The sequence below is a fragment of the Alkalicoccus halolimnae genome, assembly GCF_008014775.2.
GTDB classification, from domain to species: Bacteria; Bacillota; Bacilli; order Bacillales; family Salisediminibacteriaceae; genus Alkalicoccus; species Alkalicoccus halolimnae.
Genome location: NZ_CP144914.1, coordinates 3,355,138 through 3,369,751 on the forward strand (window position 1 = coordinate 3,355,138; position 14,614 = coordinate 3,369,751).

Annotated in this window: 12 protein-coding genes; 1 reads left to right on the forward strand and 11 read right to left on the reverse strand. The window is 46.6% G+C overall.

The features are described from left to right. Nucleotides 1-953: 953 nt before the first annotated feature. The 8 genes from FTX54_RS15325 to FTX54_RS15360 all read right to left on the reverse strand — a co-directional run bounded on the left by FTX54_RS15325 (nucleotide 954) and on the right by FTX54_RS15360 (nucleotide 10,525). Nucleotides 954-2,132 carry a polysaccharide pyruvyl transferase family protein gene (locus tag FTX54_RS15325; protein ID WP_187254466.1) on the reverse strand — a complete coding sequence of 393 codons (1,179 nt, stop codon included), beginning with the start codon at nucleotides 2,130-2,132 and terminating at the stop codon, nucleotides 954-956. Between the two features lie 245 nt (nucleotides 2,133-2,377). Further along, nucleotides 2,378-3,832 (reverse strand): lipopolysaccharide biosynthesis protein, encoded by a 1,455-nt coding sequence (locus FTX54_RS15330; RefSeq protein ID WP_187254465.1) that lies wholly within the window; start codon nucleotides 3,830-3,832, stop codon nucleotides 2,378-2,380. A gap of 141 nt (nucleotides 3,833-3,973) precedes the next feature. Next, a complete protein-coding gene (locus FTX54_RS15335; protein WP_246125564.1) occupies nucleotides 3,974-4,780 on the reverse strand; it encodes a glycosyltransferase family 2 protein in 807 nt (268 codons plus the stop codon). 14 nt (nucleotides 4,781-4,794) lie between these two features. Next, nucleotides 4,795-5,946 carry a glycosyltransferase family 4 protein gene (locus FTX54_RS15340; protein WP_147802832.1) on the reverse strand — a complete coding sequence of 384 codons (1,152 nt, stop codon included), beginning with the start codon at nucleotides 5,944-5,946 and terminating at the stop codon, nucleotides 4,795-4,797. A 100-nt stretch (nucleotides 5,947-6,046) separates the two neighbouring features. Continuing rightward, nucleotides 6,047-7,165, reverse strand: coding sequence for an EpsG family protein (locus FTX54_RS15345; RefSeq protein ID WP_147802784.1), 1,119 nt, complete (start codon nucleotides 7,163-7,165; stop codon nucleotides 6,047-6,049). A gap of 25 nt (nucleotides 7,166-7,190) precedes the next feature. Continuing rightward, a complete protein-coding gene (locus tag FTX54_RS15350; protein ID WP_147802783.1) occupies nucleotides 7,191-8,144 on the reverse strand; it encodes an NAD-dependent epimerase/dehydratase family protein in 954 nt (317 codons plus the stop codon). Beyond that, nucleotides 8,045-8,665 carry a sugar transferase gene (locus FTX54_RS15355; RefSeq protein ID WP_147802782.1) on the reverse strand — a complete coding sequence of 207 codons (621 nt, stop codon included), beginning with the start codon at nucleotides 8,663-8,665 and terminating at the stop codon, nucleotides 8,045-8,047. Before FTX54_RS15355 ends, FTX54_RS15350 begins: the two co-directional genes overlap by 100 nt. A gap of 15 nt (nucleotides 8,666-8,680) precedes the next feature. After that, entirely contained in the window at nucleotides 8,681-10,525 is a 1,845-nt protein-coding gene (locus FTX54_RS15360) for a nucleoside-diphosphate sugar epimerase/dehydratase (RefSeq protein ID WP_147802831.1), read from the reverse strand. A gap of 728 nt (nucleotides 10,526-11,253) precedes the next feature. On the opposite strand from FTX54_RS15360, the gene FTX54_RS15365 reads away from it, so the two are divergent. Next, the gene (locus FTX54_RS15365; protein WP_147802781.1) at nucleotides 11,254-12,252 is read left to right on the forward strand and encodes an LCP family protein; all 999 of its coding nucleotides are present in this window, start codon (nucleotides 11,254-11,256) and stop codon (nucleotides 12,250-12,252) included. Nucleotides 12,253-12,464: 212 nt separating this feature from the next. Here the strand turns inward: FTX54_RS15365 and FTX54_RS15370 are convergent, their stop codons facing one another. The 3 genes from FTX54_RS15370 to FTX54_RS15380 form a co-directional block, all read right to left on the reverse strand. Then, nucleotides 12,465-13,151 (reverse strand): response regulator transcription factor, encoded by a 687-nt coding sequence (locus FTX54_RS15370; protein WP_147802780.1) that lies wholly within the window; start codon nucleotides 13,149-13,151, stop codon nucleotides 12,465-12,467. A gap of 190 nt (nucleotides 13,152-13,341) precedes the next feature. Continuing rightward, a complete protein-coding gene (locus FTX54_RS15375) occupies nucleotides 13,342-13,464 on the reverse strand; it encodes a hypothetical protein (protein WP_281285208.1) in 123 nt (40 codons plus the stop codon). A gap of 279 nt (nucleotides 13,465-13,743) precedes the next feature. Further along, nucleotides 13,744-14,478 (reverse strand): hypothetical protein, encoded by a 735-nt coding sequence (locus tag FTX54_RS15380; RefSeq protein ID WP_147802779.1) that lies wholly within the window; start codon nucleotides 14,476-14,478, stop codon nucleotides 13,744-13,746. Between the last annotated feature and the right edge of the window lie 136 nt (nucleotides 14,479-14,614).

The window sequence follows — 14,614 nt, forward strand, 5'->3', positions numbered from 1 at the left end:
CACGCCAATCTTTGTATAAAAAGCCTGTATAGATGATACAAACTTTGTTACAAAAAAGATCTCCTGCTGTTAATTTCTCTCTGTTGAACATTCCTGCCATTGTGAATGAGCCGGCCTCTGAAACATCGCATGCTTCTTCCCGTCCGGCTTTCGTCTATCCTTTCCAGACGCATTCCATAAATAAACTTCACTAATAATGGATACTAACCAATACTACTAAATTTTATGGGATTTAACAATCTTTTTCAACAAAAAATTCCAGATGGTTTACTGAATAAGCGAAAATAGAAGCGCCGTTCTATAAGGTGAATCACTCGTACAGCCCGAATGAGAGGCGGATATCCGGTGAAATCCGTCTTCCAATGTTAAAGATCGTTTCAGCGAGAATTTATAAGGAAAATAAATCCATTCTTATAAGAATTTACTCACAAAGAAAGTATAACATACAAATTGAGGAAAGCCGAATCGTAAATGTAAAATATTACTTTATGAATAAAGAGACCCTTTTCAGGGAGATCCCGCTGGCTGGGGTGATTTTTTAAGCTTTGTTAAAGCCTGGGGCTGATACATGCAGAAAACTCCGCTTCAACTCGGCAGGTACTCCAAAAACCACACGGAGCTTTAACAGAGACACGCATGCAGGATCACCGCACCATGACGGATGTAAATAGCCTTCTATAGGGAATGGAGTCTCCCCTTTATGCGGGTGGAATCACTGATGTTCAAGAAGGGGGTTTCTTCATTAGAGGGCAGATGCTGCTCTGTCTTTTTTACCGTAAGCTGCAGAGGACATGGGGCGAGGAAGGACGGGTCACACCGCACGCGACCGCAGGGGGGGGGATTAGCTCCTCCATGGAAACGAAAGCGCCCGTTTAATGCTTCTATACTTTAGTTTCAAGGTATTCTTCTTAAAAATAGGCTGCTCCAAAGTATCTTTGAAGCAGCCTTGATTTTTATTTGGGTTTTATGTCAGAAAAAATCGTGTTCTTTTTCACTTCGGCTGCTTTCAGCTGGATCCGGGCGGAGACCTCCTCCCGGTTGTCCAGCATTTTATCGAACTTTTCGTTCAGCTGGATAACGTCGATATTTTCGTCGAAACGGAACGCAAACTCTTCCATATCAAAGTACTTCAGCAGCTCGTTATACTTCACGGCCCAGCCGAGAACGATAACAGGAACGCCGATTTTCAGGGAATGGACGGTCGCATGGTAGCGCGAAGCAACGACCATCTCAAATTTAGAAAGAATATCCAGAAAATCGATGCTGTTGTATTCTTCTTCTATTAAAATGACGTTGTCCTCGTCCGGGAATAACGATTTAATGTCTTTACAGAGGGCGATGTCTTCAAACGAATGAGCAATTAAATAAACGTTTTTCTGTTTGGAAACAATGTCACGGACGACCGTCTTATAGACATTCAGTACTTTTTCCTTGGAACTGTGTTCAATCGTTTTTACGTTTGGAACAACCGCCACAGAACTCGGCTTTACATCCAGCTTTACCGGTTCATACGTGCCTGTAAAGATTTTGGAGAGGTCGTATTTGCCTCCCTGCAGCACGAGATCGAGGGACGATGTTAAGTTTTTCGGAGAATACTGCTTTATCAGTTCATACCCCTGCTTTTCTCTTGCATAGATGATTTCTGCGTAAGGGAGAAGCTTTTTCATGAGCCTTTTTATGATGAGGCCCTGGGCCGGTTTATAGTCAAACGGACCGAAGGACTGCGGCATAAGAAAGGTGCGGATATTGTAGGACTTGGCCATGCTGATGTTGGCGAGATAATTGATGCAGCCTTTGAAGCTGAATTTGGAACTGAGTGCAAAGCCGCTTACATCGACGAGCAGGTCGGTTTGTTTTAATGTTTCATCAAGCTGCTCCTGGTCCTTCAGTTTGCCGCCGACTCCTTTACTTAACGCGCGGAAAAATCCGCCGGCGAAGTGCAGTTTGCTTTTTTTGTTCACCTGCATAATGTCGAACTGGTACTGCTTTTCTTTATCTTCCAGTTTTGCGTCGCTGAGCATGATGAATTTGTGCTCCGGAAAGGTTTTGGATAGTTCGTTGATGGTAGTAAAGAGCATGGCCTGGGCGCCTTTGTTGTTCATCTGCGCACCGGTGATCATAATATATTTCACTGTCATTCCTCCTATTTTTTTATGAGTATCAGGTGGAGCTGTTAAAGACTGTCTGTCGCCGTTTTTTGTTTCAATCATTTACCGCTTTAAGGTAATTCGTTTTTACTGTCATTCACAAAAACAAAGCAATAACCGTGCCGCGGAGAAGGAAGTCGGAAGATACCACAGGACACAAGTTCATCCAGCGGTCTTCTCCGCGGTATGCCGGCAGTGAAGTCTCTCTTTAATAACAAACCTTTAACAGTCTATTTCTTTAAGAAAGTTTTTATTAACTTCCGTGTCTGTTTCCTGTCGATGATCAGTTCGGACAGGGCGTAGACCATTCCGAGGACGAGGATGAATGGAATGACAATCCAGAGATTTCCTGAGATGTCCACAGTCAGCTCCACAGCCAGGAATACGGCTCCCATTACGGCGACGGACAGGAGAATCCGGTAAAAGTCGAAAAAGTATTTAAGCAGGTTTTTATTTAAATACTTGCTGACAAAGAGCTGAATTACAATCGTTTTCGCAATCAGGTAGCCGGAATAGATGAAGAGTATCGCTGCCATCGTCAGGTCGCTGACGAAATACAGAATACCGAGATAAACGGCCGTCGCTGCCACGTCGATTTTCAGGACGATTTTCGGCTGGTTCAGCGAATACAGCAGCGAAGTGGAAACGTTCGCCGTCAGTGTCAGGAAGATCATGGCGATCGGCAGCACCTGGAAGACGATAATACTTCTCTCCCACTCCTGGCCGAATATGGCAAGGACCCATAGATGGGCTGTCAGTGAAATGCCGACGAACATCGGAATCGTGATTAACGCAATATAGTAATTAATCTGGTAATAGGTTTCTTTCAACTTTTGCGTGTCGTGCTTTAATCTCGAGAAGAGCGGCAGCAGAATCTGGGAATAGGCCATTGTCAGCACCGTCTGCAGATTAAGGAGCATATCTTTACCGAGGAAGTAGGCACCAAGAACCTCGGGAGAAAGCGTACCACCGATGACAATCTCATCGACCCGGTGCGTCACATACGTGAGCGCTTTTTTGGCCGACACGTAAATGCTGAATTCAAGCAACGGGGCTACGTCAGCCCAGCTCATACGAAGATGAAGCGGCAGCTTCGTAATCCTCACCGCCCCGTAAAGCATGAGCAGGCCGTTAATGGCTGAAGCTGCTGTCAGACCGATCACAAATCCTAAAACACCGAATCCGAGAAGGACGAGCGTCAGTCCGACGGCCAGGTCGATGAGGTTTTTTACGATCTGACTTACAGCGATAAATTTAAACTGAAATTCCCGCTGCAGATAAAAGCGGAATACACTCGTAACTCCGTAGAAAAATACGGTAATAATCAGGATATTAATGTATGTAGTTAAATCCGGCAGCGTGTAATAATCGGCGATGAGCGGACTGAGAAAATATAAAAGAGCAGAAAGGATGACGGTAATAAGGAAATTGAAAAAGAATACCGAGGAAACCTGCCTGCTCGAAATATCGTCCCGCTGAACGATCGCCTCCCCAAGCCCCATGTTGTTGAGCAGTCTTGCGAAGCCGACAATCAGCATGACTACCGCGATGTAGGCAAACTCTCCGGGTAGGAGAAGGATAGCCAGAAAGATACGGTAGACCGGCTGTACTATGGCATTGATCAACGTATTCAGAGCGGTCCACTTTACTCCGGTAACGACTTTTTTCTTACTTACACTGGCCATCTTATCCCACTCCATTGTCTGCTAAAGATTATGTTTGATGAACGATGCCGAAGGGCGGCAGAAGCGTCACAGCGGTACACCGTCATGACGCTTCTTTGTTTAACGAGGGGCCCGGAAAACGTGCCCGCACGGACAAGTGCACTACGCCTGTTTCTCCCGCTCCTGCTTCTGCTGGCGCCGGGCCATGCGGAAGCTGCGCGGAAGAAGGCCGTAAGCAAACTTTGCTGCCGGATAGGCGTAATGGTGTACCGGAGAACGGTTTAAGCGCAGATACTTCCATTGCAGTGAAAAAGTGCTGTAAAGAAAAGGAATTCTTTTGCCTTTTTCGAAAGACTGCTCATCGTGGATTCTCTTGGCTGTTAAATAATAAGGCAGTTCTGCGAGACGGTATCCGTTTACGACAAATCTCAGCCAGAGCTCATAGTCGAACTGGGACTTTCTCGTTTCATCGTACCCGCCGACCGCAAGTAAATCCTCTTTGCTGATGATCGTCGTGCTGTGAATGACAGGATTTTTAATGAGAATTCTTTCCGTAATATCTTTGACTTCCGCTGTTTCTGTTATCTCGTCCCATTGGGGATCTTCGTCATTTAGAATCGTAATTTCTTTCGCCGCTATAACGGCGTAAGGCAGTTCTGCCGCTGCTGCCTGCAGTTCGACTTTGCGCGGGTGGATCGGGTCATCCGCATCGATAACCATCAGGTGGGTCCCGCCTGCTTTTTGGACAGCGGCGTTAAGCGCTTTTCCCCTGCCGATTCCCGTGGTTGTGATGACGACCGCACGCTGTTTCGTTGCGGCAATAAATTGTTCGATTCTTTCTCCTGTCTGATCTGTGGAACCATCGTTTACAAAAACAATTTCAAAATTTTTGTCTGTCTGGGCGGCGATGGAGTCGAGCGTTTTTTGGAAAAGCTCCCCGCCGTTTTTCACTGTGCATATTAATGACATTTCCGCCAATGGTATCACCCTTCATGAACTGTGGTTGCCGCAAGCTCTTCCTGATAGAGCGAACGGTGTTTCGAAACGTTGTTGTACGTGGAGTAGGTCGTCTGTACTCTCGATAATCCGCGCTGCTTTTCAAGAATTTCTTCTTCTGCATTTTCATGATAAGCAAGAATCGTATCTGTAAATTCCTCTGCTGTATGACAGACATTTGCCTGTTTGCCGACAACTTCTTCCGCTCCTCCTGCCGGGGTCGTAAGCACGATCGTGTTTTTTGACATCGCTTCGACGAGAGTTCTGCCGAACGACTCGGTCCCCGGATTGGACGTTAAGATATAGTAATCGACTTTATGATACAGGCTGCTCATTTCAGAAAGCGGCGCATTGATGATACCGGTAAAGTTTTCGCCAAACGTTTTCGTCATTCTTTCAAACATCTGGTTCGTCTCTTTCTCCGATTTTTCGTCTAAACATCCGACCGCCATGAAAACAACAACGTCGCCGGAAAAACGTTCTTTTAAGTTCTGGACGACTTCTTCTGCTAAAGGCCAGTTTTTCCAATCGCAGTAGCGTCCGACGAAGCCAACTTTGATGGTGTCTGCTGCTGCGTTTTCCAATTCGGTTTCCTGGCTCGCTTTTTCAAACAGTTCTCCTGCGGTATTTTCAATGACCCGGAAGGTGAGGTTTTTGCTGTATGAAAATCTGCTCAGGCCTTTTTCCCACAGCTCATTGTTGTGGTTCGTTGTCGTGACAAGCACGTCGAGCTGCCTCATGAAAAAGAAAAAGATCAGCTTGATCGGAAAGCTGTATTTGGAATACAGGCCTCTTTCCGTATGCACGAGCGTCGTACTTTTCGGGATCATCTTCAAAAACTTCAGCAGGGAAACGATAAAGAAACTGACCTGGGCCTGGGAATGGATCACGGCCGGCTTCTGTTTGTTTACTAGCTTTCTTACTTTGTTGATGTAGCTTAAAAACTGAAGCGGCTTTTTGATCAAGTGCTTGAGCCTCGTTTGTTCCGTGAGCTCAAAATAAGCCGTCTGCTTATCGTCTATAGCCGGACCCGGCTGGATGACACCGACACGATGGTGCTTTTTCATATTCGATACAATTATTTTTGTGGATTCCTGTTCGCCTCCAACCGTTTCTAGATTGTTGTCAACGATAAACATAATATCCAATCTGGACCACCTCCATGGAAGGGCTGTGCATATTTTTGAAGCCTGCTGCCGTCATCTGCTTTCTCAAAATCGCTTGTTCCCTTCAATGCTTTTATATTATAAACCATAACCTTTGAAAATACTCCCATACTTCGAAAACAAAGAACATTCCTGCGCATATGATGATGCCGCCAATGACGTATTTGTTTTTTTCGGGACCGGGCATTTTCGTGACCGGGTAAAACAGGAGAAGCGGAATTAAAAACCATGCATAAAGCGCAATGCGGTCGGAATAGGCGATAAAACCTAAAACCATAAAAATGCTGCTGAGCATTAAATAGGATTTCACGAGCCAGTGGTAAAACAGGTCGTCTTTTAAATGCCGGGACAGGAACCATAAACCCCATCCTGCCCATGCTAACGTGAAGACAAGGAAGTCGAGACGATTGATTTCGCCGTCGTACCTTTCCAGAATCGCCTCGGAGGAATATCTCAAGAGGCGGTCTCCAATCCCTCCACCGAGAAAGGATCCGGCAAATTCGAGAAACAGCGTGTTCAGTCCCGTCACCATCACCAGCGCACTGAGGGCGGTCACGGCTATTATGTATTTCAGCTGAATGTTGAATTTTTTAATGACAAATAATACTCCTGCTATTAAGGCGGATGTATGGAAGGTTACCGCAGCCAGAAAAAATACAATCGCTTTTTTATAATCATTTTTCCATAAATAAATGATCATAAACAAAAGGAGATGAACGGTAAAACCCTGGCGGATAATGTTTGTTGTAATGTTGAAGTAAATAAAAAAGCTGAAGTAGCCGAACATGATCAGTGGAATAAAATGCCACACCGCCACTTTTCGCAGAGCGGTAACGAGCATGACCCACATGATGGAAATGGTAAGGCCGATGAAAATAATGGGAGACGTGGTAAAAACGGATATGAGCCACTGATAAACGACGAAACCAGGTTCCCAGCGGACACCGGAGATGGCCCCGAATAAGCTTTCGGTGCTGATGCTGTTTAAATACTGCAGGTAGCGGACGGTATCGGAGGTGAACGGCGTGGCGAAAATCAGCCCGATATAAAGCAGAAAGATGGCACCCAGAAAGATTTTGGCGTGCTTTTCTGTCTGAAACGCAGCTCTTGTTGTTACCTGCGAAAATCCTGCCCATATAGCGTATAAAAAGTAATAAAACATATAATCATCCTTCAGTTCACCTGTAGACATGCAGGAGAACTTTTCTTTTTTCCGTTCAGCCTTTTTCCGTCTGTTCTATTGACTCTGTAAAGCTGCGGATCTGATATGACTCTTTATAGGTACTTAAGCGCTGATCGTAAATCAGGGTGCCGAACACTTTGTTCATAATACCAACTTTCGTCAGAGTCCGTTTGATGAGCGGATTAAACCACGGAACGAGCTTCATTTTACTTCCGTGAACGTCCGAAATGGCTTTTACCATCCGGCTCGTCTGCACATATTCCTGATTCTGCGGGAAATAAAGGCCGGCATCGCCATTTTTGATAAGCAGCCTGAGAAATTCCGTTAAGTTGTCGATATGAAGCATACTCCGTTCGTTCGGAAAATCCGGGAAAAGAGGCAGCTTCACGGCTGCCTGGGCAAGCTTCGGATAGTTCCCTTTTGACCCTTGTCCGTAAATCATCGGCGGACGGATCACGGCGATCCGGAACTGCTTGTCCTGCAGAGGAGCAATGCTTTTTTCTGCCTGGAGCTTGCTGTGTCCGTAAAAATTGTCGGGACTGGTTTCGGTTTTCTCATCGATCACTGTCGCTGCCTTCCCTGCATTTCCGTAGACGATAATGCTGCTCATAAAGATAAATTGGGAAACGCCGCTCTGTTTTGCTTTTTCCGCAATTTCAACCGTCAGATCCCGATTGACGCGGTAATACTCGTCTTCCATGTCCGGATCTGTCGAAACATGCGCAATGCCGGCGAGATGAACGACCGTGTCATAGTTGTCGAAGGTCATCTCTTTCCAGCTTTCGTCCCGGAGGCTGATCATTTCTATTTGATAGTCGGAATGCATGTTGAGCCACTTTTCGAGCTTTCCGGCAATGTAGCCGCTCCGGCCCGTTATTAGAATTTTTTTCATAGGCTGGAAGACTCCTTCTCGCGCTCCTGCTGCTTGATTTCGCCTTCCACGACGCCTTCGCTTTTCAGCACGCTGACAAATGTGCCGATAAAGCATTTCACGTCCATTCTTATGCCGCGTTTTTTCACGTATTCTCCGTCGAGCTGGGATTTTATATCAATCGGCAGTTCGTCGCGCCCGTTGATCTGAGCCCAGCCGGTGAGTCCCGGCATGACGTCATTAGCTTTGTATTTCTCTCTCTCTTCTATTAAATCATATTGATTCCAAAGGGCCGGACGCGGTCCGACAATGCTCATGTCTCCTCTGAAAATATTGAAGATCTGCGGAAGTTCATCGAGGGAGGTTTTACGGAGAAACTTCCCTACTTTTGTAATGTACTGATCCGGACCTTTTAATAAATGGGTCGGCATGTCCTTCGGTGTATCGATACGCATCGTACGGAATTTCAAGATATTGAAATGCTTTTTATGAAGACCGACGCGCTTCTGCTTGAAAAAGATAGGTCCTTTGGAGTCCAGTTTAATGGCGATAACAAGAGCTATAAAAGCTGGTGCCAGGATGAGCATCCCTGCGCCGGACAGCCAGAGATCGACCGCTCTTTTGAGTTTATCGTACATGTTTTTTCACCCTTTCTATGCTTTTCTTAGAGGACTGACGACGTTTTTATCCTCCGCCTCAATCAGATGTTTGACGCGGAAATGAGCGAGGTCGAGCATTCTTTCTCTCAATTCATCCGGGTCAAGCTCAGGGCTTTCCCTGATCAGGTCGGAGACGACTTGAATATTTACGAGCGGAGTCTTGCCGCGGTAAATCATCGGATAAATCTGCTCCTGGTGTACTTCATTTTCTCCGAGGAGTTCCTCATAGAGCTTTTCTCCGGGGCGCATGCCTGTATATTTAATCGGAATATCCAATTCGCTGAACCCGGAAAGCCGGATAAGATTTTTCGCCAGGTCGGTAATTTTGACCGGTTCGCCCATATCGAGTACGAACGTTTCTCCGCCTTCTGCGATCGCACCGGCCTGAAGAACGAGCCGCGAAGCTTCCGGAATCGTCATGAAGTAGCGCGTCATATCGGGGTGCGTCACCGTCACAGGGCCGCCTGCAGCGATCTGCTGTTTGAAAAGCGGGATGACGCTGCCGCGGCTTCCCAACACGTTGCCGAAGCGGACAGCTACAAAGTTAGTACGGCTGACGCGGTTCATGTGCTGAACGACCATTTCCGCAATTCGTTTCGAGGCTCCCATCGCACTCGTCGGGTTAACGGCTTTATCTGTGGAGATCATTACAAAGTTTGAAACGTTGGCCATATCGGCCGCTTCCGCTACGTTTTTTGTTCCGATCACATTGTTTTTAATCGCTTCATATGGATTTCTTTCCATAAGCGGCACGTGTTTATGAGCTGCTGCATGGTAAATAACATCCGGCTTCGTATCAAACATGATCTGCACCATACGTTCTTTGTCCTGTACATCGGCAATTTCCGGCACTACTTCTATATTCGGAAACTTCGCTTTCATTTCCATTTCTATAGCATAGATACTGTTTTCCCCGTGACCGACGAGGATCATTTTTCTCGGGGAGAAACGCGCGACCTGCCTGCAGATTTCGGATCCGATTGACCCGCCGGCACCGGTAACGAGAACTTTTTTGTTCGTCAGTTTTTCCCCGATTGTCTTCGTGTCCAGCTCGACAGGATCGCGGCCGAGAAGGTCTTCCACCTGAACGTCGCGTATTTCGTTAACATTGACTCTCCCGGACATGATGTCTTCGAGAGAAGGCATGATCTGGGTACGCACGCCCGTTTCTGAACACTTTTCAAAAATGTTGTTCAGATCCTGTTTGGAAAGGGAGGGAATGGCAATAATGATGTGCTCGATCGCTTTATCTCTAACGATCGAGGTCAAATCTTTTTCATATCCAATTACGGGTACGCCCATAATCTGCAGTTTCTGTTTGGCCGGATCTTCGTCAATAAACGCCACGGGACGCAGCTCCGACATCTGGCTGTCCAGAAGCTGCCGTGCCACCAGTGTCCCCCCGTTTCCAGCGCCGATGATGAGGGTGCGTTTTTTCGAATGGTCGACCTGAAATTTCATATCACGGTAAAGTCTCCAGGAAAAACGGGAAGCTCCTATTAAAAGAATGTGAAGCATCCAGGTCACACAAAGCGTTCTCGTGTATAAAGCCTGAAAGACTGTTAATTGGAAAATTGCTACGACAATAATCGAAAACGTTACCGCGAGGAAGATTGCACTTAATTCCCTCGTACTTGCATACTGCCAGACGCGCTTATAAAGTTTGAACACATAAGCAAAGATATGGTGGCTGATAACGAGCGCAAAAGACGTCGCAATCAGTGGTGTCGTCATGAGCTCTGCCGTAGGAGCAAGCAGCCAGTTTCCTATGAAGATCGACAGCATGACAATCAGGGAATCGATAATAATCAGCACGGCCACTCTTAATTGATATTTCAACGTCGTCGTTCCTCCTTCGTAAATTTCACTTTCCGCGGTTTCCTTTTTCACAAATGGCAGGCGCTGTGAATGAAAAGCAGGGTAAGGTTCCCTCCCTTACCGACTGCCTTTTTGTATGGATCAATCTCTTCAATTCATTTCATTTCGAAAACTCCGGAAAACTTTCAAAAACTCTTTTTACTGTAACATATCCCTCGCGTATTATGTAGCTTATATTTGACTTCCCCACAGGGTCTTTATACCTTTTTTCCGCCCGTCCGAAACAGTTTCTTCTAATAACAGTCGACGATTTGCAGGAAAAGTTACTTTTGTGAAGCGCGTTGTACGATAGGCAAACTTCGCTTCAGCTCCGCCGTAGAGGAGCTCTCCGGGGGGGATTGCGTCGTGCGGGATCTTCCGCCTTCCGACTAACATTTTTCGAGGGACGGCGGGATAAAGCGGTGTTTCGCACCTGGGACAGCGGGTAAAAGAGTAGTAAAAGCTGCTGCAGAGAACGGCAGTCCGTACCGAAACAGAAACGTATGTTTATCCTTCGTCCTCCCGGAGTGTACCTTCAGGCAGAACAGCGGTTTAACGAGTCCGGAATTAAATGAGCCATTATTACCTGAGTCTTTTTTACTATTTTTACTGCAGAATCCTACTAAACCGTTTTCCTAATATCTGTTTATTGCTTATCCAGTCTCCACCACCTATACTAAATAATAATACACCGGAACGGGGGCGCCACCATGAATCGCAGTGACTATCAAAGACAGAAGAAACGACAGCGCAGAATAAGTTTTAAAAAATTGATCTATATAACTGGTGGTATTTTCACGGTGATGCTCCTCGCCGCAGGAGCATACGCCGTCTATCTTTATCAGTCCGTGGAAGAGACGGTAAATTCCGATATGCAGGTACAGCTTGCACGCGACAAACCGGAAACGAGGTCAGCCGAAGTGGATATGGACAATTCCGAACCGGTTTCTTTCCTGCTGCTCGGAGTGGATGAGGAGGGGGAAGTTGCCGGAAGGACGGATACGATTATCGTCGTAACGGTGAACCCTGCCGACGAATCGATCCGTATGCTCAGCCTTCCAAGAGATCTGCGGATCGACATTCCAGGCCAGGACGATATGGAAAAAATCAATCACGTTCATGCTTACGCCGGTCCAGACGGGGCTATTGAATCTGTTGAAGATTTCCTCGATATCCCGATTGATTATTTTATTACCGCCAATATGAACGGATTCCAGGGTATGATTGACGCCCTCGGAGGAATAACGGTGGAGAATTCGTTTGCGTTTGATCAGAATGAGTTTACTTTTGAGGAAGGCGAAGTGGAGCTTAACGGAGAAGAAGCTCTTGCATATGCCAGGATGCGGGACGAGGATCCCCGCGGAGATATCGGCCGTAATGCGCGCCAGCGTCAGATTGTAAATCAGATTATTAATGAAGGAGCCAGCTTCCGGTCTGTGACCCGCGTCGAGGAAATTCTGGAGGTATTGAGCGAAAATATCCAAACGAATATGGAATTTGACAAGATGCGCAAGCTGCAGCAGAATTACGCATCCGCCCGGCATGAGCAGCAAACGCTGGAAATCGTAGGAGAAGGTGAAACGATCGATGACGTCTGGTATCTGGTTGTTTCAGATGAGGAACGCGAAAGAGTAAGCCAGGAGTTCCGCAGCCACCTGAATCTTGACGAGGAACCCGACCTCGCTTCAAGAGATGACGAAGAGAGCTGATCCGTTACGACAGGAAAAGGCAGGTGAAGGGCCATCCCCCCACCTGCCTTTTTTGTTATGGTTCATCGAAAGTATGGTGAAACGGAAAAGGCGGTCATACTTTCTTTCAGGAAAAAAACATCTTCTTTCAGGTTAAAACAGAACGAGCCCGTCACGCATTGGCGGCGGGCTCGTTCTGTTTTGTTCTGCTGTTACGGGTTAAGAGGTTTGGCTCAGACCTTTTCACTCTGCACCCAGCCGCGCCGGATTGCACTGACGACGACACCGGTTCGGTCTTTTTCTCCCATAACGCTGATCAGATTACTCACATAACGCTTGACGGTCTTCGGAGAATAAAACAGTTCCTCCGCTATCTGTACGGTACTTTTTCCGTCCAGCAGCAGCTGCAGAATGGCCACTTCCGATTTACGGAGCGGGGCATCCACTCTCTCCTTTTGCACGAGAAAGCGATCGATCGGCTTCTGCCGCATTTTTTCTTCGGTCAGCTTTTCTACAACTTTGTAATTCAAGTCCGGGCTGAGCAGGAAAGGATATTCCGCAATGGTTTCCATGGCTCTTTCTGCATACCGAAGGAACTTTTCGCAGGAGATGAGTCCGGCCACCGGCAGATTGAGAACCTGCATCGCATCCGGCATGTTTTTTTCCGGCGTAATAAACACAATTTTTTTCTTCGTCCAGTCTGTCACGTGGTCACGTTTTTCTTCTTCCTGAATCAGCGCAGCGGGATCGCTGCTGAATACGAACAAGGTGTCAAATGTTGCGGCATAATCGTCCTTGGCTTTTTCCGTTAGTAATTCATAGTGTACGTTTTTGGATGCTTTAATGTGTCGAAAGGACTCGACGTAATCTTCCTCACAGCATACAAGCACAATACGATGTTTCGTTTTTACATTTGTCATAGCTTAACCCCCTTCATTCATTGGGACTATCTATTATTTTAAACATATTATGCAGGGAAGTGCCAGTAATTTGTTTAACAAGTGTGTAATATTTGTGTATAGATATAAATACCCTTTATCTGAGAAGTGCTTTTTTCGAATAGATCTGTTAAAGCATTCTGTTTGTTGACATATATAAGAAAACTTCGCTTCAACCCGGCAGGCTTGCCGTGGAGGAGATTTCCAGCTTCCTCAGGCTTACGCCCTGCGGGATCTTCCAATCTCCTTCTTCCACTGGCGTCCGCCGGTTTCCGCTTCGTTTTAATTCTCCCATACAGAAAGCCTGCTGGTTGAATCAAGAAGGTATCAAGGTAAAAACCAGAGGCAAGGCGATTTTTCAAGACGCCTGCGGAAAAAGAAAGCGGGAAGATCCTCCCGGACGCAAGGGAGGGAGAGCTGAAGGCTTTCTCCGCGGCAAGCGAAGAAAAAAGAGCCGCAGGCACTCCAATAACAACACGGAACTCTAACAGAGCCTTTCGAATAGTTCGTGCTTTCCAGCCGCCTTTCAGGTATCAAAAAAGCCTGCTCCGCTTCTGCGGAACAGGCTTTCACATTATTTCCAGAACATCCACCATGGTTTCTTTTCTTCGTACGGCTGTTTGTTTTCTTCCGATCCGGTTTCTTCGGAAGCTGCATACATGACAGGCTCTTCTTCCTTTTGTTCTTCGACGTTCACTTCCGCGCCGCTCTCCTCTTTGGTCGCATTCTCACCGGTGTCTGCTTCTTCCTGCTCGTCCGGCTCTTCGTTCTGTGCTTCCGTTTCTTCCAGATCGGAGGCGGTTTCTTCCGGCTTTGTTTCCTCCTGGGCTGCCGCGGGCAGAGCGCGGTCTTCTTTTGCTTCGCGCAGAAGTGCCATCAGCTCCTGTTCATGCTCCATGCGCCGCTGTTCTACTTCTTTCTGCTCTTCAAGCTTTTCAAGAAGCTGAGTCGTCAGCTGCTGCTGCTGCAGAAACATCTGTTTCCATTCCTGCATCGTGTAGCTCAGCTCACTGCTCTCGCTCCGGGAGACAGTCTCCGGAACGCTGTCCGTTACGCCATTGTCGCTATGTACTGATACGACAGCGAAAGCTGCCTTTTTAAGCGTCATAGCGGGAGATTCTTTTGCGGATATAAAACGCTGAATAATAGTAATATCATCGTTTGAAAAAGACCGGTGCCCCCGCTTGTTCTTCATGAATTTATGTCCTGCTTCTTCCAGAGCTATGCAATACTTTCTCAATGTAGATTCCTGCAGCTGCAGCATCTCGGAAACTTCCGATGCTGTTCGGAGAATACGATCCTCAGTCACGTGCGTACACCCTTTCTTTTCTCTCTAGTAGTTACCGTTATATCGCTTGTTTTATTATAACGGAACAGAAGAAATAAATAAACCTCCCAGACCATTTTTCTCTAATTATGAGGCAGAATAGGTCTTTTCTTACTAA

Excerpts from the sequence above, each read along its gene's own strand:
- FTX54_RS15330 (WP_187254465.1), bottom strand. The coding sequence starts at position 3,832 with ATGGCCAGTGTAAGTAAGAAAAAAGTCGTTACCGGAGTAAAGTGGACC.
- FTX54_RS15335 (WP_246125564.1), bottom strand. The coding sequence starts at position 4,780 with ATGTCATTAATATGCACAGTGAAAAACGGCGGGGAGCTTTTCCAAAAA.
- FTX54_RS15340 (WP_147802832.1), bottom strand. The coding sequence starts at position 5,946 with ATGTTTATCGTTGACAACAATCTAGAAACGGTTGGAGGCGAACAGGAA.
- FTX54_RS15345 (WP_147802784.1), bottom strand. The coding sequence starts at position 7,165 with ATGTCTACAGGTGAACTGAAGGATGATTATATGTTTTATTACTTTTTA.
- FTX54_RS15350 (WP_147802783.1), bottom strand. The coding sequence starts at position 8,144 with ATGCTTTATCGGCACATTTGTCAGCGTGCTGAAAAGCGAAGGCGTCGT.
- FTX54_RS15355 (WP_147802782.1), bottom strand. The coding sequence starts at position 8,665 with ATGTACGATAAACTCAAAAGAGCGGTCGATCTCTGGCTGTCCGGCGCA.
- FTX54_RS15365 (WP_147802781.1), top strand. The coding sequence starts at position 11,254 with ATGAATCGCAGTGACTATCAAAGACAGAAGAAACGACAGCGCAGAATA.
- FTX54_RS15370 (WP_147802780.1), bottom strand. The coding sequence starts at position 13,151 with ATGACAAATGTAAAAACGAAACATCGTATTGTGCTTGTATGCTGTGAG.
- FTX54_RS15375 (WP_281285208.1), bottom strand. The coding sequence starts at position 13,464 with ATGGGAGAATTAAAACGAAGCGGAAACCGGCGGACGCCAGTGGAAGAA.